The organism is Noviherbaspirillum sedimenti, from assembly GCF_003590835.1.
GTDB classification, from domain to species: domain Bacteria; phylum Pseudomonadota; class Gammaproteobacteria; order Burkholderiales; family Burkholderiaceae_D; genus Paucimonas; species Paucimonas sedimenti.
Map to the genome: position 1 here is coordinate 846,862 of NZ_QYUQ01000002.1, position 25,590 is coordinate 872,451.

21 protein-coding genes are annotated in these 25,590 nt (G+C 61.0%); 17 read left to right on the forward strand and 4 right to left on the reverse strand.

The window, feature by feature from the left end; all coding sequences use genetic code 11:
• Positions 1-164: 164 nt before the first annotated feature.
• The gene (gene smc, locus D3878_RS04015) at positions 165-3,707 is read left to right on the forward strand and encodes a chromosome segregation protein SMC (RefSeq protein WP_119784305.1); all 3,543 of its coding nucleotides are present in this window, start codon (positions 165-167) and stop codon (positions 3,705-3,707) included.
• A gap of 10 nt (positions 3,708-3,717) precedes the next feature.
• Here the strand turns inward: smc and D3878_RS23675 are convergent, their stop codons facing one another.
• A complete protein-coding gene (locus D3878_RS23675) occupies positions 3,718-3,930 on the reverse strand; it encodes a hypothetical protein (RefSeq protein ID WP_119784306.1) in 213 nt (70 codons plus the stop codon).
• A gap of 385 nt (positions 3,931-4,315) precedes the next feature.
• On the opposite strand from D3878_RS23675, the gene D3878_RS04025 reads away from it, so the two are divergent.
• From D3878_RS04025 to def, 4 genes are read left to right on the forward strand one after another with little or no spacing between them, the layout of a single operon-like run.
• Positions 4,316-5,404: a cell division protein ZipA C-terminal FtsZ-binding domain-containing protein gene (locus D3878_RS04025; RefSeq protein ID WP_119784307.1), complete on the forward strand. Its 1,089-nt coding sequence runs from the start codon at positions 4,316-4,318 to the stop codon at positions 5,402-5,404.
• 6 nt (positions 5,405-5,410) lie between these two features.
• Positions 5,411-7,480: an NAD-dependent DNA ligase LigA gene (ligA, locus tag D3878_RS04030; protein ID WP_119784308.1), complete on the forward strand. Its 2,070-nt coding sequence runs from the start codon at positions 5,411-5,413 to the stop codon at positions 7,478-7,480.
• Positions 7,477-8,352, forward strand: coding sequence for a UTP--glucose-1-phosphate uridylyltransferase GalU (galU, locus tag D3878_RS04035; protein ID WP_119784309.1), 876 nt, complete (start codon positions 7,477-7,479; stop codon positions 8,350-8,352). Before ligA ends, galU begins: the two co-directional genes overlap by 4 nt.
• Positions 8,352-8,888, forward strand: coding sequence for a peptide deformylase (gene def, locus D3878_RS04040; protein WP_119784310.1), 537 nt, complete (start codon positions 8,352-8,354; stop codon positions 8,886-8,888). Before galU ends, def begins: the two co-directional genes overlap by 1 nt.
• Before the next feature lie 59 nt (positions 8,889-8,947).
• Here the strand turns inward: def and D3878_RS04045 are convergent, their stop codons facing one another.
• The 3 genes from D3878_RS04045 to map are packed head-to-tail and all read right to left on the reverse strand — an operon-like array spanning position 8,948 to position 13,108.
• Positions 8,948-9,703: a pseudouridine synthase gene (locus tag D3878_RS04045; protein ID WP_199688076.1), complete on the reverse strand. Its 756-nt coding sequence runs from the start codon at positions 9,701-9,703 to the stop codon at positions 8,948-8,950.
• 22 nt (positions 9,704-9,725) lie between these two features.
• Entirely contained in the window at positions 9,726-12,278 is a 2,553-nt protein-coding gene (locus D3878_RS04050) for a [protein-PII] uridylyltransferase (protein ID WP_119784312.1), read from the reverse strand.
• A 2-nt stretch (positions 12,279-12,280) separates the two neighbouring features.
• Entirely contained in the window at positions 12,281-13,108 is an 828-nt protein-coding gene (map, locus tag D3878_RS04055; RefSeq protein WP_119784313.1) for a type I methionyl aminopeptidase, read from the reverse strand.
• Positions 13,109-13,368: 260 nt separating this feature from the next.
• On the opposite strand from map, the gene rpsB reads away from it, so the two are divergent.
• The 12 genes from rpsB to fabZ all read left to right on the forward strand — a co-directional run bounded on the left by rpsB (position 13,369) and on the right by fabZ (position 25,588).
• Complete coding sequence (rpsB, locus tag D3878_RS04060) at positions 13,369-14,118, forward strand: 30S ribosomal protein S2 (protein WP_119784314.1); 750 nt, start codon at positions 13,369-13,371, stop codon at positions 14,116-14,118.
• Between the two features lie 281 nt (positions 14,119-14,399).
• Positions 14,400-15,311: a translation elongation factor Ts gene (gene tsf, locus D3878_RS04065; protein WP_119784315.1), complete on the forward strand. Its 912-nt coding sequence runs from the start codon at positions 14,400-14,402 to the stop codon at positions 15,309-15,311.
• Positions 15,312-15,463: 152 nt separating this feature from the next.
• Positions 15,464-16,180 carry a UMP kinase gene (gene pyrH, locus D3878_RS04070; protein WP_119784316.1) on the forward strand — a complete coding sequence of 239 codons (717 nt, stop codon included), beginning with the start codon at positions 15,464-15,466 and terminating at the stop codon, positions 16,178-16,180.
• A gap of 28 nt (positions 16,181-16,208) precedes the next feature.
• Positions 16,209-16,769: a ribosome recycling factor gene (gene frr / locus D3878_RS04075; protein WP_119784317.1), complete on the forward strand. Its 561-nt coding sequence runs from the start codon at positions 16,209-16,211 to the stop codon at positions 16,767-16,769.
• A 47-nt stretch (positions 16,770-16,816) separates the two neighbouring features.
• Positions 16,817-17,575 carry a polyprenyl diphosphate synthase gene (gene uppS, locus D3878_RS04080; RefSeq protein WP_119787690.1) on the forward strand — a complete coding sequence of 253 codons (759 nt, stop codon included), beginning with the start codon at positions 16,817-16,819 and terminating at the stop codon, positions 17,573-17,575.
• A complete protein-coding gene (locus D3878_RS04085) occupies positions 17,575-18,393 on the forward strand; it encodes a phosphatidate cytidylyltransferase (protein ID WP_119784318.1) in 819 nt (272 codons plus the stop codon). The genes uppS and D3878_RS04085 overlap by 1 nt, the downstream gene beginning before the upstream one ends.
• Before the next feature lie 12 nt (positions 18,394-18,405).
• On the forward strand, positions 18,406-19,578 hold the full coding sequence (ispC, locus tag D3878_RS04090) for a 1-deoxy-D-xylulose-5-phosphate reductoisomerase (protein ID WP_119784319.1): 1,173 nt from the start codon (positions 18,406-18,408) through the stop codon (positions 19,576-19,578).
• Position 19,579: 1 nt separating this feature from the next.
• Positions 19,580-20,947, forward strand: coding sequence for an RIP metalloprotease RseP (rseP, locus tag D3878_RS04095; protein ID WP_119784320.1), 1,368 nt, complete (start codon positions 19,580-19,582; stop codon positions 20,945-20,947).
• 64 nt (positions 20,948-21,011) lie between these two features.
• The gene (gene bamA, locus D3878_RS04100; protein ID WP_119784321.1) at positions 21,012-23,411 is read left to right on the forward strand and encodes an outer membrane protein assembly factor BamA; all 2,400 of its coding nucleotides are present in this window, start codon (positions 21,012-21,014) and stop codon (positions 23,409-23,411) included.
• Between the two features lie 58 nt (positions 23,412-23,469).
• Positions 23,470-23,985, forward strand: a complete 516-nt coding sequence (locus tag D3878_RS04105) for an OmpH/Skp family outer membrane protein (protein WP_119784322.1) — start codon at positions 23,470-23,472, stop codon at positions 23,983-23,985.
• Between the two features lie 68 nt (positions 23,986-24,053).
• Positions 24,054-25,106: a UDP-3-O-(3-hydroxymyristoyl)glucosamine N-acyltransferase gene (gene lpxD / locus D3878_RS04110; protein WP_119784323.1), complete on the forward strand. Its 1,053-nt coding sequence runs from the start codon at positions 24,054-24,056 to the stop codon at positions 25,104-25,106.
• A complete protein-coding gene (gene fabZ, locus D3878_RS04115) occupies positions 25,103-25,588 on the forward strand; it encodes a 3-hydroxyacyl-ACP dehydratase FabZ (RefSeq protein WP_119784324.1) in 486 nt (161 codons plus the stop codon). Before lpxD ends, fabZ begins: the two co-directional genes overlap by 4 nt.
• Positions 25,589-25,590 lie beyond the last annotated feature (2 nt).

A 25,590-nucleotide genomic window follows, 5' to 3' on the forward strand; every position in this document is an offset into this window, starting at 1 on the left:
ATGTTCGCGGCAAACCGGCCACGGGCTTGCCAAAATGGGAGGGAGGCCGCTTCTTCAATGTTATGATTGCCACGCCATGCGCCGCCCGGAGCGCCTCGCCCGCCAGCGGGCCGGGGTGACGGACGCGGCCATTTTGTTGAAATTCACCGGATAAAGTCGATAACGTGCGTTTAACCTCCATTAAATTATCGGGTTTCAAATCCTTCGTCGATCCTACCCATTTCCAGGTGCCGGGCCAGCTGGTCGGCGTGGTCGGTCCCAACGGTTGCGGCAAATCCAACATCATCGATGCGGTGCGCTGGGTGCTGGGCGAATCCAAGGCCTCCGAACTGCGCGGCGAGTCGATGCAGGACGTGATTTTCAATGGCTCCACCCATCGCAAGCCGGCCGGACGCTCTTCGGTGGAGCTGCTGTTCGACAATGCCGAGGGCAGGGCCGCCGGCCAATGGAACCAGTTCGCCGAAATCGCCGTCAAGCGCACGCTGACGCGCGACGGAACTTCCACCTACTACATCAATAACCAGGCAGTGCGCCGCCGCGATATCCAGGATATCTTCCTCGGCACGGGCCTGGGGCCGCGCGCCTATGCCATCATCGGCCAGGGCATGATCTCGCGCATCATCGAGGCGCGCCCGGAAGAGCTGCGGGTGTTCCTGGAAGAAGCCGCGGGCGTGTCGAAATACAAGGAGCGCCGCCGCGAGACCGAGAACCGCCTGCACGACACGCGAGAAAATCTCACGCGTGTCGAGGATATTTTGCGCGAACTGAACGCCAACCTGGAAAAGCTGGAGGGCCAGGCGCAAGTGGCACGCAAGTTCCACGAGTTGCAGGGCGATCAGGAGGAAAAGCAGAAGCTGCTGTGGCTGTTGCGCAAAAACGAAGCCAAAGGCGAACAGGAAAAGGTTTTTCGCGACATCGAAAAGGCCCAGACCGACCTGGAAGAGCAGACAGCCAAACTGCGCCACGTCGAAACCGAGCTCGAACACATGCGCCAAGCGCATTACGGCGCCGGCGACCGCATGCACCAGGCGCAGGGCCACCTGTACCAGACCAATTCCGAAATCGGCAGCCTGGAAGCGCAGATCAAGTTCGTCATCGAATCGCGCAGTCGCCTGCAATCGCAACTCAATTCCCTGACCGCGCAGCGCGACCAGTGGCAACGCCAGGGCAGTCAGTACCAGGACGAGCTGGCCGAGTCGGAGCTGATGCTGGAAGAGCAGGCGGCGCGCGTCGAGCAGGCGCAACAGACCGCGCAGCAGCAGCATGAAAACCTGCCGGCGCTGGAACAGGCCTGGCGCGAGGCGCAGCTGAAATCGACTGAATCGCGCAGCAAGATCATGCAGAGCCAGCAGCAGATCGAACTGGAGTCGGCGCATCAGCGCAATGCCTCCAATATCCTTGCCAGCCTGGCGGTGCGCCGCGAGCGCCTGTCGCAGGAAAAGAATGGAATGAACATGCCGGATGGCACGCATCTGGCCAACCTGAAGGCGCAGCTGGAAGAACAGCAGATGGCGCTGGAAGAAGCCGGGCATTTGCTCGAAGAGGCCCAGGAACAGCAGCCGCGGCTGGAAGAAGAGCGCCGCACCGCGCAAGCGCAGGTGAACGCCGAAACCGCCGCCAATGCCCAGCTGGAAGCGCGCCTGTCGGCGCTGAAACAGTTGCAGGAAAATGTCCAGACCCAGGGCAAGGTGCAGCCCTGGCTGCAGAAGCATGAACTGGGCGACTTGCCGCGCCTGTGGCAAAAGCTGCATATCGACGCCGGTTGGGAAACCGCGCTGGAGTCGGTCTTGCGCGAGCGTACCTCGGCGCTGGAAATGTCCAGTCTCGACTGGGCCAAGGCATTTTTCAGCGATGCGCCGCCAGCCAAGCTGGCACTGTACAGCGCCAATGGCGTGGCCGCTGGTGCCGTCGGCGCCAGCGCGATCGAAACGCCGCCGGGCTTCAAGCCCATGCTCCACCTGCTGCAATTGAATGACCCCGGTCTGCGCGCATTGATGCAGGACTGGCTGCACAACGTCTTTGTCGCCGAGGATGCGGCGGCAGCCTTCCTTGATCGCGTGAGGCTACCCGATGGCGCCTATTTCATCACGCGCCAGGGCCATGCGATCGGCAAGACCAGCGTACGTTTCTACGCCGCCGATTCGGAGCAGGATGGCATGCTGGCGCGCCAGCAGGAAATCGACAATATCACCAAGCAGTTGCGCGCCCAGCACATGTTGGCCGACGAGGCCAGGTCACGCGCGGTGCGCGCCGAAGCCGCCCTGACGCAGGCGACCCAGCGCCTGCAGGAATACCGCATGCGCGTGCAGGGCCTGACTCAGACCGCGCACAGCCTGCAGATCGAGGTAATGAAGTTGTCCGAGGTGCAGGAACGTTTCAATCAGCGCAGCACCCAGATCGCCGGGGAGCTGGCAGAGATTGCGGCGCAGGAAGACGAGCAGCAGCAGGTCAAGGCCGAATCCGAGGCGAAGTTCGAGCAGCTCGACATGGAACTGGCCGAGTTGCAGGAAACCCATGAGGAAGGCCAGACCGCCTATCTGGCGCGCGAGCAGCAGCTGAACGATGCCCGCGTGCGCCTGCGCGACCTGGAACGGTCGGCGCAGGAAGCCGAATTTGCCGAAAAGTCCCAGCGCAGCAAGATCGAGGAATTAAAGCGCAGCATCGCCACCGCACTGGAGCAGGCCACGCAACTGTTCGCCAGCATGCAGCAGGGCCACCTGGAACTGGAAAGCCTGGACGACCAGGCGGCCCAGGCCGGCTTGCAGGCACTGCTGGACAAACGCACCGGGCAGGAACGCGCGTTAGCCGATGCCCGTCACGAACTGGATCAGTTGGCGCAAAAGCTGCGCCACCACGAGGAGGCGCGGCTGCAGTCCGAACGCAGCCTGCAGCCGCAGCGCGACCGCATCATGGAACTGCAGTTGAAGGAACAGGCCGCGCGCCTGAACCAGGAACAGTATGCCCAGCAGCTGGTCGAAGCGCAGGCCGACGAAGCGGCGCTAACGGAAAAACTCCATGGCGATCTCAAGCCTTCCTACCTGCAGGGTGAAGTCACGCGCCTGACCAATGCCATCGCAGCGCTGGGCGCGGTGAACCTGGCGGCGCTGGACGAGCTGGCGCAGGCGTCCGAGCGCAAGAACTTCCTCGACGCCCAGACCGCCGACCTGACCGAAGCCATGACGACGCTGGAAGATGCCATCAGCAAGATCGACGTTGAAACCCGCGCCTTGCTGCAGGATACCTTCGACAAGGTCAACCGCCATTTCTCGGAACTGTTCCCGATCCTGTTTGGCGGCGGCAATGCCAGGCTGATCATGACCGGCGATGAAATCCTCGATTCAGGCGTGCAAGTGATGGCGCAGCCGCCCGGCAAGAAAAACGCCACCATTCATTTGCTATCGGGCGGTGAAAAAGCATTGACCGCAACCGCGCTGGTGTTTTCGATGTTCCAGCTGAATCCGGCGCCGTTCTGCCTGCTCGATGAGGTGGATGCGCCGCTGGACGATGCCAATACCGAGCGCTTCTGCAATATGGTCAAGCGCATGTCGAACAACACGCAATTCCTGTTTATTTCTCACAACAAGATTGCGATGGAAATGGCGCAGCAACTGATCGGGGTGACGATGCAGGAGCAGGGCGTCTCGCGCATCGTCGCGGTGGATATGGAATCGGCGGCGAGTTTCGCCACCGAGGCGCAAGCGGCTTGAGTCGACGATTTCAGATGCGGGCCGAGCGTGCCATGGCGGCACGTTTCTGGTAATAGGCGACGTTTTGTTGCGCTTCGCGCGCGCGCTTTTCTTCGACGTCGGCGCAGATCATGAAATGGCGTTCGGCCCGTTGCAGCCACCAATGATGGATATTGCGCAGTATCGGATTGACTGACAGCATGGCCAGTTCCTGGAAACGGAGTTCTTTCTGGTGTTTTAACATGAGGCACCTTGTCAGCATTGGCTATCGATAAAATCTTGGATTCCGCATTGGCAATCCCGGCACAAGGCATCGGGAAGAGGCCTTGCCTGGAATCGCCGTCGAATTCCGGAAAATTTACCCAGCGAACTTGATTCGTTCCGGATCACAACAATTGGCAGTTTATTATTTGCAAAATTTTTCTTTTTGATTGCTGTCAATTTCTGGAGTTTTTCCTTGAGCCAATTCTTTTTGATGGAAATCAAATCAAGTGGCTTGTTTTTGCGTCCAATGGGTGCTTGAACGTGGTGAAATCCATGGCAAAGCTGTTTTGATGGCGCAGCTTACGTATAATGTGTCCAATCAACATCAAACTCATCATTGATTACGTTTCCAGGACAAAAGCGGTATGACCGATTTACAGACGAGCCTGATTGCAATCGGCAGCGCAATTGTTGTCGGTGTGATTTCTTACAATAAATGGCAAGAATACAAGGCAAAAAAAAGCGTCGAGCGCGCTTTTTCGACTGCACCTGACGATGTGCTCATGCAAACGGCGGCTGCCACGCATGTCAGCCGCGAGTTGCGCCAGGAGCCGAGTCTTGACGGTGCCAGCCTGGCGGGTGCCGCCCTGGCAGACGGCGCTGACGCAGCGCCCGCACATGCGCTCGATGAAGTGGTGCAGGCGGTAGCGGCGCCGGCCCGTGATTTGCCGGTGGATTCGCTGGTCGATTGTGCTATCCCGCTGGCGCTTGAAACGCCCGCTTACGGCGAGAAAATCATTTTGCCCTTGCAAGGACTGCGTCATGTCGGCAACAAGCCTGTGCATTTCATCGGCCAGCGTGAAGATGGCCAGTGGGAGACGATTGTGCACCGTGGCGTGTATGGCGCGTTGTTGGCTGGCGTGCAACTGGCCAATCGTGGCAGCCCCTTGAACGAACTGGAATATTCGGAACTGGTAACGCGCTTGCGCCAGGTGGCCGACGAAATCAATGCCGAACCGGAAGTGCCGGACATGACGGCGGTAATGACCGCGGCGCGTTCGCTGCACCAGTTCGTCGCGGAATACGATGCCAAGTTGAGCGTCAACGTACAGTCGAATGGCGCGCCCTGGGCCATTAACACCTTGCTGGCGGCGCTGGAGCGGCAGGGCTTTGACCTGCGTCCGGACGGCCGCCTGGTGATGTCCGATGGCGACGGCGGCGTGCTGTTCTCGTTGTCCACCAATGTTACCCTGGCCGAAGACACGACCTCGCGCCTGACCCTGCTGCTGGATGTGCCTTGCGTGTCGCCGCAGCGCGATGGTTTCGGCGCCATGATCGCCTGCGCCAAGGCGCTGGCCGCGCGCCTCGGCGGCACTGTCGTCGACGACGGCAGCCAGCCGCTCGCCGAAGAGTCGCTGGCGGAAATTGCCCGCCAGGTCAATGCCTTCTATGAAGACATGCAAGTTGCGGAGATCCCGGCCGGATCGGTGCGCGCCTTGCGCCTGTTTAATTAACTGAACATGCAGGCAGATTTTATTGAAGATGCGTCGGCACGCGCCGCCTGGCTGCGCGCCGAACTCAACCGGCACGCGCATGCTTACTATGTGCTGGACAATCCGAGCATTCCCGATGCGCAATACGACAAGCTGTTCCTTGAGCTGAGCACGCTGGAGCGGCTGCATCCCGAATTATGCTGCGCCGATTCGCCGACCCAGCGCGTGGGCGGTGCGCCCTTGCCGCAATTTGCCGCCGTCCGGCATTCGGTGCCGATGCTATCCCTTGGCAACGGTTTCGATGACGCCGATATCCTTGCCTTCGATCGTCGCGTGCGCGACGGCTTGCACGCGGAAAGCGATGTGGAGTATGCCACCGAGCTGAAATTCGATGGCCTGGCGATCAACCTGCGCTATGAAAACGGCGTGCTGGCGCAAGCCGCTACCCGCGGCGACGGCGCCACCGGCGAAAACGTCACTGTCAATATCCGCACCATCCGTGCCATTCCCCTGCGCCTGCGCATGGAAAATCCGCCGGCGGTACTTGACGTGCGCGGCGAAGTGCTGATGTTCAAGGCGGATTTCGCCAGGCTCAATGCGCGCCAGCGCGAGGCCGGGCTCAAGGAATTTGCCAATCCGCGCAATGCTGCCGCCGGCAGCCTGCGCCAGCTCGATTCGAAGATTACCTCGCAACGCGCGCTGCGCTTTTATGCCTACGGCGTCGGCTTGCTGGAAGGCGCCGCAATGCCGGATTCGCATGCCGGCCTGCTCGACTGGTTTGACGCAATTGGCATGCCGGTCTGCAAGGAGCGGGCAGTGGTAAAGGGGGCGCAAGGCTTGCTGGGGTTTTATCGCGAAATCGGCGAAATGCGTGCATCCCTGCCTTACGAGATCGATGGCGTGGTGTACAAGGTCAATCGCCTGGCCGAGCAGCAGCGGCTCGGTTTCGTCTCGCGGGCACCGCGCTACGCGCTGGCACACAAGTTCCCGGCGCAGGAAGCCATGACCGTGGTGCAGGATATCGGCGTGCAGGTCGGGCGTACCGGCGCCATCACCCCGGTGGCGCGGCTGGCGCCGGTGTCGGTGGGTGGCGTGACGGTGACCAATGCCACGCTGCACAATGAAGATGAAGTGCGGCGCAAGGATGTGCGCATCGGTGATACCGTCATCGTGCGGCGGGCCGGCGACGTCATCCCGGAAGTGGTGGCGATCGTGCCGGAACTGCGGCCGGTGGATGCCCGTGAATTCCTCATGCCGGCGGCCTGTCCGGTATGCGGCTCGGCGATCGTCAGGAGCGAGGATGAGGCCGTGGCGCGCTGCTCCGGCGGCTGGATCAAGTGCGCCGCGCAAAAGAAGGGCGGCTTGCTGCATTTCGTTTCGCGCCGCGCCATGGATATTGAAGGCCTGGGCGAACAGCTGGTCGAACAACTGGTGGACAAGCATGTCATCACCACCGCCGCCGACTTTTACAAGCTCGGGCTGATGTCACTGGCGGCGCTGGAGCGCATGGCCGACAAGTCGGCGCAAAATGTCCTCAACGCACTGGAACAGTCGAAGTCGACGACGCTGGCCCGTTTCATTTATGCCCTCGGAATACGCCATGTGGGCGAGGCCACCGCCAAGGCACTGGCGCGCCACTTCGGTCGCATGGATGGTGTAATGGATGCAAGCGAGGAAGCATTGCTGGCAGTGGATGATATCGGACCGGTGGTGGCCGCCTCGATCCTGCAATTTTTCGCCGACCCGCTGAATCGCGAACTGGTCGAGCAATTGCGCGCTGCCGGCGTGCATTGGCCGGAGCGCGAGGCGATGCCGCTGGAAGCCGGTGCGGTGGGTGTGGCCAGTGCAACCTCGGCGGCCAGCCCGCTGCAGGGCAAGACCTTTGTCTTGACCGGCAGCTTGCCTAATCTGACGCGGGATGCGGCCGCCGCGATGATCGAGGCGGCGGGCGCCAAGGTGGCAGGCTCCGTGTCCAAAAAAACCGCCTATGTGGTGGCGGGTGAGGACGCCGGCAGCAAGCTGGCCAAGGCGCAGGAATTGGGCGTTACCATACTCGATGAAGCAGGATTGACTGAATTATTGAAAGGTGTGTCATGAGAAAAATCCGTAAAGCGGTATTCCCGGTGGCTGGCCTCGGCAGCCGATTCCTGCCCGCAACCAAGGCGCAACCCAAGGAAATGCTGCCGATCGTCGACAAGCCATTGATCCAGTATGCGGTCGAGGAAGCGGTGGCGGCTGGCATCACCGAGATGATTTTCATCACCGGGCGCAACAAACGCGCCATTGAAGACCATTTCGACAAGGCGTATGAACTCGAAGCCGAACTCGAAGCGGCGGGCAAGCACGCCTTGCTGGAAACCATCCGCAACGTCATTCCGAAACACATCAATTGCATTTTTATTCGCCAGTCGGCGCCGCTCGGCCTCGGCCATGCCGTGCTGTGCGCCCGCCCGGTGGTCAATGACGAGCCGTTTGCAGTCTTGCTGGCCGATGATTTCATGGATGTCGATGCGGGGCAGGTGCCGGTGCTGGCGCAGATGACCGAACGCTACGCGCGTGAAGGCGCCAGCATCCTGGCGGTGCAGGAGGTGCCGCGCGCCGACACCAAACAATACGGCATTGTCAGCGCCACGCCTTACCTCGATAACCTCGAGCGGGTGCACGGCATCGTCGAAAAGCCGCAGCCGGACGTCGCGCCGTCGACCCTGGCGGTGGTGGGGCGTTACGTCCTCAATCCGTCCATCTTCGAGCGCCTGGAAAACCTGGGCAAGGGTGCCGGCGGCGAGATCCAGCTTACCGACGGTATCGCCGCGCTGATGCAGGACGAGGCGGTGCTGGCCTATCGTTACGCCGGCCAGCGCTACGACTGCGGCTCCAAGCTCGGTTACCTGAAGGCGACCCTGGCAATTGGCATGAAGCACGCGGAGACCGGCGCTGCCTTCACCGAATACGTGCATGGCCTGAAATAATGAGCGTACGACCGATCCTGAAGATGGGCGATCCGGGCCTGCTGCGCCAGGCCGAGCCGGTGGCAAGCTTCGGCACCGCCGCGCTGGAGGCGCTGATCGCCGACATGTTCGACACCATGCACGCGGCCAATGGCGCGGGCCTGGCGGCGCCGCAGATCGGCGTCAACCTGCAACTGGTGATTTTCGGCTTCGGCAGCAATACGCGTTACCCGGAGGCGCCTGCCGTGCCCGAAACCGTGCTGATCAACCCGGTGTTGACGCCCTTGTCGGAAGCGATGGAAGAGGACTGGGAAGGCTGCCTGTCGGTGCCGGGCTTGCGCGGCATGGTGCCGCGCTACACGCAACTGCGCTATGAAGGACTGGACCGCAACGGCCATGTCATCCGGCGCGAGGTCGATGGCTTCCATGCGCGCGTGGTGCAGCATGAATGCGACCACCTGGCCGGCATCCTGTATCCGATGCGGATCCGGGATTTCGGCAAGTTCGGCTACACGGAAATTCTGTTTCCCGGCCTCGACGCCGGCAGCGACGACTGAGTCCGGCGCACATGCCCGGACTGGGCCCGGACAGTGGCCGGGCGATCCGATAGGCCCCGTCAGAACTGTTCGTCCGCCCCGAGATAGCGCCACTGGCCGGTCGGCAGGTCACCCAGCTTGACGTTGCCGATGCGCACGCGCTTCAGGCCGATCACTTTCAGGCCGACGGCTTCGCACATGCGGCGGATCTGGCGTTTTTTGCCTTCGCGCAGGATGAAGCTCAGCTGGTCCTCGTTTTGCCAGCGTACTTTCGCCGGCAAGAGTTTTTTGCCATCCAGCGACAGGCCATGGTTGAGCAGCTTGAGGTCCGCTTCCGGCAACTGGCCCGGCTTGCCGTACTTGACCCGCACCAGATATTCCTTTTCGATAGAAGTATCTTCACCGATCAATTGCTTGGCGACGCGGCCATCCTGGGTCAGCACCAGCAAGCCGACCGAGTCGATGTCGAGACGCCCGGCCGGCACCAGGCTGCGCAACTGCTTGGGATGGAACTGCTGCGGCGCCTGGTCCTCTTGCCAGCGCGATTCGGCATTGACCAGCACCACCGCCGGCTTGTAGCCATCCTCGGCCTGGCCGCTGACGTAGCCCATCGGCTTGTTGATCAGGATGGTGACGCGCTTGGATTGTTCGGCGCTGGCCTGGCGCTCGATGGTGATGCGCTGCTGCGGCAGCACCTTGCTGCCAAGTTCCGCGACGATCTTGCCGTCGACGCGCACCCAGCCTTGCGCGATCCATTCATCGGCTTCGCGGCGCGAGCACAGGCCAAGTTCGGACATGCGTTTGGAGAGGCGTAAAGGTTCTGTCGGTTCTGTCATGGGTATTGCGGTTTGAAAAGAGTTACACGCGCAAGGCGTCCAGCAAGTCGGTTTCGAGCTGGATCTGGCTGCGCGCATGGGTCAGGGCCGGGCCATCGACCAGGAACACGTCCTCGACCCGTTCGCCGAGGGTCATGATCTTGGCGGTGTGCAGGTTGAGCTTGTGGCGCGCCAGTACGTTGGCGATCGAATACAGCAGGCCGGTGCGGTCGTTGGCCGATACCGACAGCAGGTAATATTGGCCGCGCTCGTCCGGGCGCAGGTCGACCGTCGGCGTCACCGGGAAGCTGCGTGACTGGCGCGACAGGCGCGCCTTGCACGGCGTCTGCATGGCCTGTTGCGACTGCAGTTCGTGGCTCAGGTCGTGTTCGATCAGGTTGATGATGTCGCGGTAGTTGCTGGCGAAGGCCGGCTCGGTGATCAGGAAGGTATCCAGCGCATAGCCATGCCGGGTGGTATGGATCTTGGCGTCGATGATGCTGAAGTTCTTGCAGTCGAAATAGCCGCAGATGCGCGTAAACAGGTCGGGCCGGTCCTTGACATAGACCGTGACCTGCAAGCCTTCGCCGATCGGCGCCAGGCGGCACTTGACCACCGGTGTGGCGCTTTCGGTCTTGTCGTACAGGGCGCGCGTCTGCCAGGCGACGTCGGAAGCGTCGTGGCGCAGAAAATAGGCGACATCGAGCTGTTGCCACAGCTTTTCATGGGCGTTTTCCGCCAGGCCGTACAGGCGCAGCGACTTCAGCGCGTCTTCCTGGCGGTTCTTCAGTTCGCGGTCGGTCGAATGGGCTTCGCCGCCTAGCACGCGCAAGGTCATGCGGTACAGGTCTTCCAGCAGCTTGCCTTTCCAGGCGTTCCAGACTTTCGGGCTGGTGCCGCGGATGTCGGCCACCGTCAGCAGGTACAGCGCGGTCAGGTGGCGCGCGTCGCCCATTTTTTTCGCGAATGCTGCAATCACATCCGGATCGGACAAGTCCTGCTTTTGCGCCACTTGCGACATCGACAGGTGCTGTTCGACCAGGAATGCCACCAGTTCGGTGTCTTCCGGCGCCAAGCCGTGGTCCTTGCAGAAGCGGCGGGCATCGGCCTTGCCCAGCTTGGAGTGGTCGCCGCCGCGCCCCTTGGCGATGTCGTGGAACAGGGCGGCGATGTACAGCAGCCAGGGTTGGGCGAAATCGGCCATCAGCTGGCTGCAGAACGGATATTCGTGCGCATGCTCGCTCATGGTGAAGCGGCGCACGTTGCGCACCACCATCAGGATGTGCTGGTCCACGGTATAGGCGTGGAACAGGTCGTGCTGCATCTGGCCGATGATGCGGCGGAAATTCGGCAGGTAGCGCCCCAGAATGCTGGTCTGGTTCATGCTGCGCAGGGCGTGGGTGATGCCTTGCGGCGCCTGGATGATCTGCAGGAACAGCGCGCGGTTGTGCGGATCGCGGCGGAACCGGCTGTCGATCCTGAAGCGTGCATGCCACAGTGCGCGCAGGGTGCGCGCGGTCATGCCCTTGAGTTCGGGGCGCTGGGCGCGCAACAGGAACACTTCCAGCATCGCCGATGGCGTGGTGGCGAAGGTGTCGTCGCGGGCGATATCGAGCAGGCCGTTGACTTCGTTGAAGCGCTCGTTGATCGGATGCGGCACGGCCGGCTGCGGAAACAGCCTTGCGCCGATGTTTTGCAGCAGGATGGTGTTGAGCTGGGTAGCCGCCTTGGCCGCCCAGTAGTAATGCTGCATCAGGTGTTCGCTGGCGCGGCGCGCATCGGTCGTGGCAAAGCCGAAGGATTCGGCGATCGGCGTCTGCACGTCGAACACCAGGCGGTCTTCGCGACGGCGGGTGTGCAGGTGCAGGCGGATGCGGATATCCTTGAAGATGCGCTCGGTGCGGGTCAGCTGGCGCGCCTCGGTGGGGGTGATCAGGCCGCGCCCGGCCAGCTTGCGCCAGGAGTCGCCCAGACCGGCCGCCTTGGCCACCCACAGGATTACCTGCAGATCGCGCAGACCGCCCGGGCTTTCCTTGATGTTCGGTTCCAGGCTGTAGGGCGTGTCTTCGTACTTGACATGGCGCTGGCGCAATTCCAGGGTTTTCGCCTGGAAGAAGGCTTGCGGGTCCATGGCTGCGCCGAGGCGTTCGCACAACTGGCGATACAGCTTGCGATTGCCGGTGACGAAACGCGCTTCCAGCATGCTGGTTTGCACGGTGATATCGGCCGCTGCTTCGGTCAGGCATTCATCGAGCGTGCGGATGCTGTGGCCGATTTCCAGGCCGATATCCCAGAACAGCTGCACCAGTTCCTCGAGCTTGGCCTGCAGCGCGGCATCGGGCGTCGATCCCAGCAGCACCAGCACATCCACATCCGAATGCGGGAACAGTTCGCCGCGGCCGTAGCCGCCGACCGCCACGAGTGCGGTATCGGCCGGGAAACCGAAGGTATTCCAGGCGTCGCTCAGCACCCCGTCAACACTGCGGCGCAGGCTGGTCAGCAGCCGGTCCGGCTGGTGGTCGGCCTCGAAAACGGTAACGATGGCCTGGCGTTCCGCCTTGAGCCTGTCCTTGAGCGTGGGTGCCAGCGCAACCATCGTTATGCGCTGACCGGGGAGGCCGTGACCGGCTGGGTGATGAAGGCAGGCGGCGCCGGCATGCCGGGCGAAACGGTCAGGATCTCGAAACCGCTTGCCGTCACCAGCACGGTGTGTTCCCACTGCGCCGACAGGCTGCGGTCCTTGGTCTTGATGGTCCAGCCGTCGCCCATCTCGCGCACTTCGCGGCGGCCGGCATTGAGCATGGGCTCGACCGTGAAAATCATGCCGGCTTCCAGCTTTTCCAGGGTGCCGGGACGGCCGTAATGCAGCACCTGCGGATCTTCATGGAAGACCTTGCCGATGCCATGGCCGCAGAATTCGCGCACGATGCTGTAGCCCGCTTTTTCCGCATGTTGTTGAATGACATGGCCGATGTCGCCCAGGTGGGCGCCCGGCTTGATCTGGGCGATACCCAGCCACATGCATTCATAGGTGGTTTCAGTCAGGCGCCGCGCCAGGATCGATGGCTCGCCGATATAGAACATGCGACTGGTGTCGCCATGGTAGCCATCCTTGATGACGGTGATGTCGAGGTTGACGACATCGCCGTTCTTGAGCACCTTGTCACCGGGGATGCCGTGGCAGACCACGTCGTTGACCGAGGTGCAGATCGCTTTGGGATAGGGCGTGTAGCCGGGTGGGCAGTAATTCAGCGGCGCCGGGATCGTGCCTTGCACGCTGACCATGTACTCATGGCACAGGCGGTCGATCTCGCCGGTGGTGACGCCAGCCTTGACGTAAGGGGTGATGTAATCCAGGACTTCGGCGCCCAGCTTGCCGGCCACGCGCATGCCCTGGATGTCTTCGGGAGTTTTGATAGAGATCATATTGGTCCGGCAAGATGCGCAATCGCGCACAAATGTAATCAGTCAATAGGCGATTATAGACGACTCGGCGCGTTGCTGCCTGTACGGAACCGGCGGGCTTGAAGCGAAGCGGGGATTTAAGGTAGAATCTCGGGTTAGCTTGGAAGTGAGTCCAAGTTATTCTTTTTGTAAATCGCGAATCCGCCCGACAAGGGTGCCCGTTCCGCAGGCTCTGCGGCCGGGTGACTGGGCGGATTCCAGTCCTAACCCTGGAGAAAAACATGGCAGTTACAATGCGTGAAATGCTGGAAGCCGGCATCCATTTCGGTCACCAAACCCGCTTCTGGAACCCCAAGATGGCGCCGTTCATCTTCGGCCATCGCAACAAGATTCACATCATCAACCTGGAAAAAACCCTGGCCAAGTACCAGGAAGCGATGAAGTACATCAGCCAGTTGTCGGCCAACCGCGGCACCATCCTGATGGTCGGCACCAAGCGCCAGGCGCGCGACATCATCGCCGCCGAAGCGCAGCGCGCCGGCGTGCCTTTCGTTGACCAGCGCTGGCTGGGCGGCATGCTGACCAACTTCAAGACCATCAAGACCTCGATCAAGCGCCTCAAGGACATGGAAGCTGCCCTGGCTGACGGTTCGACCGAAAAGATGAGCAAGAAGGAAGCGCTGATGTTCCAGCGCGAGATGATCAAGCTGCAAAAATCCATCGGCGGCATCAAGGACATGGGCGGCATCCCGGACGCGATTTTCGTGATCGACGTCGGCTACCACAACGGCACCATCACCGAAGCTGCCAAGCTGGGCATTCCGGTCATCGGCGTGGTCGATACCAACCACTCGCCTGAAGGCGTGGCGTACGTCATCCCGGGCAACGACGACTCTTCCAAGGCGATCCAGTTGTATGCGCGCGGCGTGGCCGACGCCATCCTGGAAGGCCGTGCCAACGCCGTCAACGACGTTGTTGAAGCGATCAAGGGCGGCGCCGACGAATTCGTCGAAGTCAACGAGCAGGCGTAAGCCGGGCTCGGGTCATCAGGCTTTAACCAGGGGGCAACCGCGGTTCGCCCCTTTATTTTGTTCATGAATTGCGGCAGGGTGCCGGGATTGCGGGGCAGAGTACTTTCTGTTGCTGGGCAGAGTTAAGCGAAGCGCGACTCTGTCCTCAACTGATGAACGTGAAAACGGCACTCTGCCCCCAACTAATTGTAAGAATTGGGGAAAGAGTTAAGCGAAGCGGTACTCTGTCCCCAACTGATTGGATAGCACTCTGTCCTCAACTGATTAGCTAGGAGAATGATATGGCGGCAATTACTGCAGCGATGGTGGGTGAACTGCGCGCGAAGACCGACGCGCCGATGATGGAATGCAAAAAGGCCTTGACTGAAGCCGAAGGCGACATGGCCCGGGCGGAAGAGATCCTGCGCGTTAAATTGGGCAGCAAGGCTTCCAAGGCGTCTTCCCGCGTGACCGCCGAAGGCGTGGTGTCTGCCTACATCAGCGGTGGTGTTGGCGCCCTGGTTGAGGTCAACTGCGAAACCGACTTCGTGACCAAGAACGATGACTTCATCGCCTTGGCCAATACCGTGGCCAAGCTGGTCGCCGAGAACAATCCGGCCGACGTGGCCGCGCTGTCGGCGCTGCCGCTGGACGGCAAGACCGTCGACGAAGTGCGCGCTGCACTGATCGGCAAGATCGGTGAAAACATGTCGATCCGCCGCTTCAAGCGTTTCGAAACGGCTGCCAAACTGACTTCGTATCTGCATGGCACCCGTATCGGCGTGATGGTCGAATTCGACGGCGCCGACGAGCAAGTCGGCAAGGACGTGGCGATGCACATCGCCGCCATGAAGCCGGTTTCCCTGTCGTCGGACCAGGTGCCGGCTGACCTGATCGAAAAAGAACGCAATGTCGCCGCCCTGAAGGCCGCCGAAGATGCGGAAAAGGCCAAGGCTGAAGGCAAGACGCCGCAGTCGGCCGAGATCGTCGCCAAGCGGGTGGATGGTTCGGTGCAGAAGTTCCTGAAGGAAGTTTCGCTGTTCAACCAGGCTTTTGTTAAAAACGACAAGCAAACCGTCGAGCAAATGCTGAAAGCAACCAATTCCAGCGTGAAGTCTTTTACGATGTTCGTGGTCGGCGAAGGCATTGAAAAGAAGCAGGACGATTTCGCTGCCGAGGTCGCGGCCCAGGTTGCCGCAGCCAAACAGGCTTAAGCGCTATCAAGCGGGCCGCAAGGCCCGTTTTTTTAAGCTCGCGGCAATGCCTGTATGACAATGCAGGCATGCCGCGTATGCGATAAAGTAGCGCACTATCAGTAAAGCATTATTGCATTATTCAATCCGGAATTCCCCAAGGAGCCCAGCCCATGACACAACCTGCCTACAAGCGCGTCCTTCTCAAGCTTTCCGGTGAGGCCCTGATGGGCGACGACGCCTACGGCATCAATCGCGCCACCATCGAAAGCATGGTCGCGGATGTGGCGGAAGTGGCAAAGCTCGGGGTGGAACTGGCGATCGTCATCGGCGGCGGTAACATCTTCCGCGGCGTTGCGCCCGGCGCCCAGGGCATGGACCGCGCCACGGCCGATTACATGGGCATGCTGGCGACCGTCATGAATTCGCTGGCGCTGGCCGATGCCATGCGTCAGGGCGGCATCACCGCCCGCGTCATGTCGGCCATCGCCATCGAGCAGGTAGTGGAGCCTTATGTCCGCCCGAAGGCCTTGCAGTATCTGGAAGAGGGCAAGGTGGTCGTGTTCGCCGCCGGCACCGGCAATCCCTTCTTCACGACCGATACCGCTGCCGCCTTGCGCGGCGCCGAGATCGGCGCCGAAATCGTGTTGAAGGCGACCAAGGTCGACGGCGTCTATAGCGCCGACCCGAAAAAGGATGCGGGCGCGATCCGCTATGCCACCATCACTTTCGATGAGGCAATTTCCAAACACTTGCAAGTGATGGACGCCACCGCGTTCGCCTTGTGCCGTGACCAAAAATTGCCGATCAAGGTTTTTTCCATTGTCAAGCCGGGGGCGCTCAAACGCGTCATCATGGGCGAGGACGAAGGAACTCTGGTTCATTTGTAATCAATTCGTTGCAAGCAAGGAGAGCAGCATGAGCACTGCCGACGTCAAGAAAAACGCCGATCAGAAAATGCAGAAGTCGATCGAGACGCTGAGGGCCAACCTGGCCAAGGTGCGTACCGGTCGCGCCCATACCGGCATTCTCGACCATATCATGGTGGATTATTACGGTAGCCCGACGCAGATCACCCAGGTGGCCAATGTCACCCTGGTCGATGCCCGCACCATCGGTGTGCAACCATGGGAAAAGAAAATGGTGGGCGTGATTGAAAAGGCCATTCGCGAGTCCGACCTGGGCTTCAACCCGTCCACCCAGGGCGACCTGATCCGCGTGCCGACCCCGGCCCTGACCGAGGAACGCCGCAAGGAGATCGTCAAGATGGTCAAGGGCGAGGCCGAAGATGCGAAGATCGCCATCCGCAATATCCGCCGCGATGCCAATGAAAGCTTGAAAAAGCTGGTCAAGGACAAGATCTGCTCGGAAGATGACGAGCGCCGCACGCAGGAAGAAGTGCAGAAACTGACCGATAAGTTTGTTATTGAGGTTGATAAACTGATCAGTGACAAAGAAAAAGAAATCATGACCGTGTAAATACGGGGTATAGTTATTTCTTCCAATATATTTTTAGCATGGTTTTCATGACGCATTCGAGTTCCACACAAGGGATTCCCCACGCTGCTGCGGTTCCGCGCCATATTGCCATGATCATGGATGGCAATGGCCGCTGGGCGAACAAGCGTTTCCTGCCCCGCGTCGCCGGCCATGTCAAAGGGGTCGAGACGGTACGCGACGTCGTCGAGGCATGCGCCGCGCGCGGCGTCGAGTATCTGACCCTGTTCGCGTTCAGTTCGGAAAACTGGCGTCGTCCGGCCGATGAAGTGTCGTTCCTGATGAAACTCTTCGTCAGCGCGCTGGAGCGCGAAGTGGCGAAGATGCACGTCAATGGCATCCGCCTGAAGATAGTCGGTGACATGTCGCGCTTCGACGCCAAGCTGCAAAAGATGATCGCTGCCGCCGAGCGCAAGACCGAGGGCAATTCCCGCCTGACCCTGACCATTTGCGCCAACTACGGCGGGCGCTGGGATGTCCTGCAGGCGACCGGCAAGATGATTGCGGCCAATCCCGGGGTTACCGAATTCACCGAAGAAATGCTGGCGCCGCACCTGTCCATGGCGTATGCCCCTGAGCCGGACCTGTTCATCCGCACCGGCGGCGAGCAGCGCGCTTCCAACTTCCTGCTCTGGCAAATGGCGTATTCCGAACTTTACTTTTCCGATACCTTCTGGCCGGATTTCGACGCGGCCGCACTGGATCTGGCGATTGCTTCTTACCAGCAGCGCGAGCGTCGCTTCGGGCGTACCAGCGCCCAGGTGGTGGAGCGCAAGAAAGCCTCCTGATGCTGAAAACGCGCGTCATCACGGCGCTGGCCTTGCTTGCGCTGCTTTTGCTTGTCGTCTATTCGGGATCTTTCCTGGCGTTTGTCGTTGTCGCTGCGCTGTTCCTCGGTGCAGCCATGTGGGAGGCCTTGCGCCTGTTCGGCAACCGCCAGCCGCTGGCAGGCGCGGCGATCTGGACGCTGGCATTCTGCCTGGTCGTCTACTATCAAAAGCAGTTTGCGGCGCCGCTGCTGTTCGCCGTCTGCGCGGCAATCTGGCTCTTGCGCCTGGTGCCCGCGCTGAAGTTCGGACTGCCGCCGCTGGACGGCGTGCGCAACCGCCTGCTGGCCGGTGTCTACTGCATCGCCATTTTGGGCTGCTTCGTGGCGATCCTGCAGCTCTACCAGTATTCGCCGCTTTACCTGCTGTCGGTCATGGCGATCGTCTGGGTGGCCGATATCGGCGCCTACTTCTCCGGCCGGGCATTCGGCAAGCGCAAGCTGGCGCCTTCGATTTCACCGGGCAAATCCTGGGAAGGGGCGTTCGGCGGTTGGCTGGCGGTGCTGCTGCTTGGTGCTGCCAGTGCGCTGAGCCCGGCGCTGCAAGGGACATTCCCCGCCCGCTTGCAGGCCAGTTGGGGCTGGGGCGGCTGGCTGGCGGTCATGAGCCTGCTGGTGGCAGCCAGCGTCGTCGGCGATCTGTGCGAGTCGCAATTGAAGCGCCGCGCCGGCATGAAAGACAGCAGTAATCTGTTGCCGGGGCACGGCGGCGTACTTGACCGCATCGATGCCCTGATTCCGGTGTTGCCGCTGGCGATGCTGTTCCATTCGCGGTTTTAAGTTTCATACAGCATGCAAACCATCACCATACTCGGATCGACCGGTTCCATCGGCGTATCCACCCTGGACGTCATCGCACGTCATCCCGAGCGTTACCGTGTCTTCGCGCTCACCGCCCATGCGCGGGTGGAAGAACTGGCGCAACAGTGCAAGCAATTCCGTCCACAGGTGGCGGTGGTCGGCAGTGCCGGCGCGGCGCAGGCCTTGTCGCGCCTGTTGCGCGAGCAGGGCGTCGCGACCGCGGTCGAATACGGCCCGCAAGCACTGTGTGCGGTGGCCAGCGCCGCCGCTTGCGATACCGTGATGGCGGCGATCGTGGGCGCCGCAGGCCTGGAGCCGAGCCTGGCGGCAGCGCGCGCCGGCAAGAAGCTGCTTTTGGCCAACAAGGAAGCGCTGGTGATGTCCGGCCAGCTGTTCATGGATGCCGTAGCCGAGAACCATGCCACCTTGCTGCCGATCGACAGCGAGCACAATGCGATTTTCCAGTGCCTGCCGCAGTCCTTCGCGCGCGCGCCCGAGCAGCATGGCGTGGCGAAGATCGTGCTGACGGCGTCCGGCGGACCTTTCCTGCGGCGCGAGGTCGCCACGCTGGAGTCGGTGACGCCGGAAGAGGCGGTGGCGCATCCGAACTGGGTCATGGGTCGCAAGATCTCGGTCGATTCGGCCACCATGATGAACAAGGGCCTGGAAGTGATCGAGGCGCACTGGCTGTTTGGCGCTGCCGCCGACAGGATCGAGGTGCTGATTCATCCGCAAAGCGTGATCCATTCGATGGTGTCCTATGTGGATGGCTCGCTGCTGGCGCAACTGGGCAACCCCGATATGCGCACGCCCATCGCGCATGCGCTGGCCTATCCGGAACGGATCGCTTCCGGCGTGGGGCCGCTGGACCTGGCGAAAATCGGCCAGCTGGATTTCCTGGCGCCCGATTTTCAACGCTTCCCTTGCCTGAAGCTGGCGTATGATGCGCTGGAGGAGGGCGGTTCGGCGGCGGCGATATTGAACGCCGCCAATGAAGTTGCAGTCCAGGCTTTCCTGGACCGCGCAATCGGCTTCCGGATGATCGACCAACTCATACATAGGGTGATGGACAGGCTGCCAGCGCGCGCCGTTTCCGGCCTGGATGATTTGCTGGAACAGGACCGCGAAGCGCGCCAGCTGGCAAATACCTGCATTACATCGTGACATGACACTGCTGCATACCATTCTCGCTTTCATCGTTGTGCTGGGCACCCTGGTCGTGGTGCACGAGCTGGGGCATTACTGGGTGGCGCGCTGGTGCGGCGTCAAGGTCCTGCGCTTTTCGGTGGGCATGGGCAAGGTGCTGTGGTCGCGCCGCATTGGCCCGGATCGCACCGAATGGGCGCTGTCGGCGCTGCCGTTCGGCGGCTATGTGAAGATGCTCGACGCCCGCGAAGCGGATGTCTCGGACTTGCCGCCGGAGGACCTGGCGCGCGAATTCACGCGGCAAAGCGTGTGGAAGCGGATCGCCATCGTGGCGGCCGGACCGCTGGCGAATTTTCTGCTGGCCATTGCGATCTTTACCGGTCTGTACAGCTATGGCATTCCCGAACCGGCACCGCTGCTGCGCGCCGTGCCGGCCAACTCGCCGGCTTATGCGGCCGGCTTGCGTGGCGGCGAACTGGTCACCGCAGTCAATGGCGAACCGGTGCAGATCTGGTCGGATATGCGCTGGCAACTGATTCAATCGGTGGTCGAAAAGCAGGCCGCCGTGCTGGAAGTCAGCCGACGCGCGGCAGGCGATGCCGCTCATACCGCGGCTTATAAGGTATCGCTGCCGCTCGACAGTATCACCGCGCAGGATCTGGAAGGCGATTTCCTTGGCAAACTCGGTCTGGACCTGGCGCGGCCGCGGGCAGTCTTCGGCAAGCTGGGTGCCGACGGACCTGCGATGCAGGCAGGTTTTCGCGGAGGCGATCAGATCCTTGCGGTGGACGGCATGCCGGTCAGCGACGGCGTGGCCTTGATCGAACTGGTGCGCGCTTCGCCCGGCAAGGCCCTGCGCATGCGCGTGCTGCGCGGCAGCCAGGAGCTGGAGCTGACGGTGACGCCGCTGGCGCGCGAGCAGAACGGCAAGACCTTTGGCCAGATCATGGTGGAAATCCCGGTGGCGCCGGAAATGGTCACGGCCAGCTCGTCGCCATTGGCGGCGCTGGGCAAGGCGACGCAGCGTACCTGGGATTCCAGCGTGTTAACGCTGAAAATGCTTGGTAAAATGCTGATCGGCGAGCTGTCCTGGAAAAACATCTCGGGGCCGCTGACCATCGCGGACTATGCCGGGCAGACCGCGCGCATCGGCATCATCAGCTATCTGAGCTTCATCGCGCTCATCAGCATCAGCCTGGGTGTCATGAATTTGCTGCCCATTCCAGTGCTGGATGGCGGTCATTTATTGTATTATTCGCTGGAAGTTTTGACCGGCCGCCCCTTGTCCGAACGGGTGGGAGAAATTGCGCAACGCGCAGGCATGGGGCTGCTGATGGCATTGATGGTGATGGCGGTGTTCAACGACATCGTTCGCCTGATGTCCTGAGCCGAGCCTGTCCTGCCGGCCTTGCGCATGGCTACACAAGAAAATTGAAAACGAACGATTGCTAATGAAATTACATCCTGCGCGTATTGCCCTGCCGTTTTTTTCCCGCCGTCTGATCGCTGTCGCCGCCTTCGCCCTGTGCACCGGGCAGGCGCTGGCGGCCGAGCCGTTTGTCGTCAAGGACATCCGCGTCGAAGGCATCCAGCGTACCGAGGCGGGTACGGTGTTCAGCTACCTGCCGGTGCGGGTCGGCGAAACCTTTACCGATGAAAAAGGCGCGGCCGCCATCAAGGCGCTGTATGCGACCGGGTTTTTCAAGGATGTCCGCATCGAAGCCGAGGGCAATGTCCTGGTAGTGATGGTGGAAGAGCGCCCGGCCATCGCCGGCGTCGATTTTTCCGGCATCAAGGAATTCGACAAGGACCAGCTGACCAAGGCACTGAAAGAAATCGGCCTGGCCGAGTCGCGCATCTTCGACAAGGCCATGGTCGACCGCGCCGAGCAGGAACTCAAGCGCCAGTATTTGTCGCGCGGCCTGTACGGCGCAAAAGTGACCACCACCGTCACGCCGATCGAGCGCAACCGCGTCAACATCAACTTCGCCGTGGATGAGGGCGATGCCGCCCGCATCAAGCAAATCACCTTCGTCGGCAACAAGGTCTACAGCGACAAGGAATTGCGCGAACTGGTGAACCTGACCACGCCGGGCTGGTTCACCTGGTACACCAAGTCGGACCAGTACACCAAGCAGAAGCTGACCGGCGATATCGAAAGCATCAAGTCGCATTATCTCAACAGCGGCTATCTCGAGATGCAGGTCGAATCGACCCAGGTGTCGATTACGCCGGACAAGAAGAATATCTACATCACCATCAACATCAACGAAGGCGAGAAATTCAAGGTCGCCGACGTCAAGCTCGAAGGTGAATTGCTCGGCCGCGAGGCGGAGCTGAAATCGCTGCTGGAGTTGAAAAAGGGCGATGTCTATTCCGGCGAGAGGCTGGCCGAGAGCGTCAAGAAAATTTCCGAACGCATGGGCACCTTCGGCTATGCCTTCGCCAATGTGAATGCCAACCCCGACATCGACCGGGAAAAGCGCGAAGTGGCGTTTACTGTCTTTATCGACCCGGGCAAGCGCGTGTACGTGCGTCGCGTCAACGTGGCGGGCAATACCATCACGCGCGATGAAGTGGTGCGGCGTGAATTCCGCCAGTTCGAAAGCTCCTGGTACGACGGCGACAAGATCAAGAACTCGCGTAACCGCGTCGACCGCCTCGGCTATTTCAATGAAGTGAATATCGAGACTCCGGAGGTGCCGGGCACCACCGACCAGGTGGACGTCAACGTCGCGGTGGTGGAGAAGCCGACCGGCACGCTGTCGCTGGGCGCCGGTTTTTCGAGCAGCGAACGGATGACGCTGTCGGCCTCGATCCACCAGGCCAATGCCTTCGGCAGCGGCAAAACGATCGGCCTGGACGTCAATACCAGTAAATACAACCGCACCATTGCCGTGTCACATGTCGATCCCTATGTGACCGACGATGGCATCAGCCGCAGTATCGAAGTGTTTTACCGCACCAGCCGTCCGCCGCTGCTCAATACCGGCGAATACAAGATCGTCACCGCCGGCGGCAGCGTCCATCACGGCGTGCCGTTCAGCGACCTGGATACCGTGTTCTTCGGCGTGGGTGTCGAAAATACCAAGGTCACGACTTATCGGGGTTTCGGCGCAGCCGATGGTGGAAATGGAAGTTTCATTGACAGCCCATTGGTGTATCAGAATTATGTGCGGGATTTTGGCGGCCGTCAGAGCGGCTGCACCATCAACTGTATCGAAACTGCCGCGACCACCAGCTTCCCGCTATCCGTTGCCTGGCAAAGGGATAGCCGCGACAGCGTGCTGACCCCCACCGTTGGCCAGTATCAGCGCGCCAATCTGGAAGTGGCCGCCTTTGGCGACCAGCGCTATTACCGCGGCGTTTATCAATACCAGCATTTTCAGCCGCTTTTCAAGACCATGACGCTGGCTTTCAATGGTGAAGTCGACTATGGCGCCGGTATCGGCTCCAAACCCTATCCGGTCTTCAAGAATTTCTATGCCGGTGGCATTGGCTCGGTGCGCGGTTTCGAAGGCTCGTCACTGGGCGAACGCTCCAGCCCGACCCCAAGCAATGCGCAAGGCGATGCCCTGGGCGGTTCCAAGCGCCTCATCGCCAATGTGGAATTCCAGGTGCCGTTCTCGGGCCGGGACCGCAGCCTGCGCTGGTTCACCTTTGTGGATGCCGGCAATGTTTTTTCGGAACACCAGAAAATCAAGGCCGGTGATTTGCGCTATTCCGCCGGTCTCGGCCTCAGCTGGATTTCGCCGATCGGCCCATTGAAAATCAGCTATGGCAAGCCGCTGAATGCCAAGCAGGGCGACCTGACGCAGAACTTCCAGTTCCAGCTGGGTACCGGTTTCTAAAGGTGTAGTGGCATAATAAGCGTTTTCAGTCGTAATTCGGATTCGGAGAAACACCTTGATGTCGATAGCTCATTCAACCCGCTGGATCAAATGCGCAGCCCTGATGGCAGCGTGCCTGCTGCCGCTGGCAGGCGCGCAGGCGCAGGATGCAAAAATCGGATTTGTCAGCACCGAGCGGATTTTCCGCGAAGCAGTGCCCGCGAAGGCGGCGCAGACCAAGATCGAGCAGGAATTTTCCAAGCGCGACCGTGAATTGCAGGATCTGGCGGCGCGCCTGAAATCGACATCGGAACGACTCGACAAGGACGCCGCGGTCCTCTCCGAGTCGGACCGCATGCGTCGCCAGCGCGAACTGACCGAGCTGGACAAGGATTTTCAGCGCAAGCAGCGCGAATTCCGCGAAGACCTGAACCAGCGCCGCAACGAGGAACTGGCGGTCGTGCTGGAGCGCACCAACAAGGTGATCAAGCAGATTGCCGAAGCTGAAAAATACGATATCGTTTTCCAGGAAGCAGTGTATGCCAGCCCGCGCATTGACATCACCGACAAGGTGTTGAAGGCGCTGAACAAGTAAGCATGCATTCCGATAAGGGAAAGAACGGTTTTGCGCCGTTCTTTCCCATCTTTTTTTGAGGGCCCACGATGAGCACCCGGCTAAAAAACCTGGTCGAACGCCTGGGCGGCCAGCTGATCGGCGACGAGACGATCGAAGTCATCGGCATTGCGCCGCTCCACGATGCGACGGCATCGCAGCTTACTTTCCTTGCCAATTCTAAATTGCGTGCACAGGCCGCCAGGACCCGGGCGGCGGCGCTGACCCTCTCGCCGGCGGAGCACGAGGCGCTTGGTGCCGAGTACCATGGGGCGCGCATCGTCACTGACAATCCCTACGCCTGGTTCGCCCGGGCGGCGCAGTATTTCGCCAGCCTTGTGGCGATCCCGGCGAATCCGGGCGTGCATCCCAGCGCCGTAGTCGACCCGGCGGCGCAGCTGGCAGCCGATGCCAGCATTGGCCCGCTGGTAGTGATCGAGGCCGGCGCGAAAATCGCCGCCGGAGCGGTGATCGGGGCCGGTTGCTTCATCGGTCGCGACGTGAAAATTGGCGCGGGCACCCATCTTCATTCCCGCGTGAGCTTTTACGCCGGCTGCGAAATCGGCGCGCGCGGCATCGTGCACGCCGGCGCGGTGATCGGCGCCGACGGTTTCGGCTTTGCCGGTGACAAAGGCACCTGGGTCAAGATCCCGCAGACCGGTCGGGTAGTCATCGGCGACGATGTCGAAATCGGCGCCAATACCACGATCGACCGCGGCGCCATGACGGATACCATCATCGAGGACGGCGTCAAGCTCGATAACCAGATCCAGATCGGCCATAACTGCCATATCGGCGCGCATACCCTGATGTCGGGTTGCACGGGCGTCGCCGGCAGCGCGAAAATCGGCAAACATTGCACCTTTGGCGGTGCTGCCATGATCCTCGGCCACCTTACCATCGCCGATCATGTCACCATTTCATCGGGCAGCCTGGTGCCGCGGTCCATTACGGAACCCGGCTTTTACACCGGGATCTACCCGCTGGCAAAAAACGCCGAATGGGAAAAATCAGCCGCCATCGTGCGCAATTTGCCAGCAATGCGTGAGAAAATCCGGGAACTTGAGAAAATCATCAAATCCTTATCAAAAGAGTCAGAATGAACGCCCCTGAAACGAAAACCCTCGACATTGTCCAGATCAAGCAATATCTGCCGCATCGCTATCCCTTGCTGCTGGTGGACCGCGTGCTCGACTGGGAAGCGGGCAAGTCGATTACGGCCATCAAGAACGTCACGGTCAATGAAGAGTTTTTCAATGGCCATTTTCCCAACAAGCCGGTGATGCCGGGCGTGCTGATGATCGAGGCGATGGCGCAGACCGCCGCCTTGCTGTCCTTCCTGACCATGGGCCTGAAGCCGGATGAAAACAGCGTGGTGTATTTTCTCGGCATTGACGGCGCCCGCTTCAAGCGCCCGGTCGGCCCTGGCGACCAGCTGAAGATGCACGTGGAAATCCTGCGCAATGCGCGCGGCATCTGGAAGTACAAGGCGGTCGCCTCGGTCGATGGCCAGGTCGCGGTGGAAGCGGAATTGATGTGCACGATGCGCAGCGCGACCGACGCGAGCCAGCCGGCGGGACAGTAAAC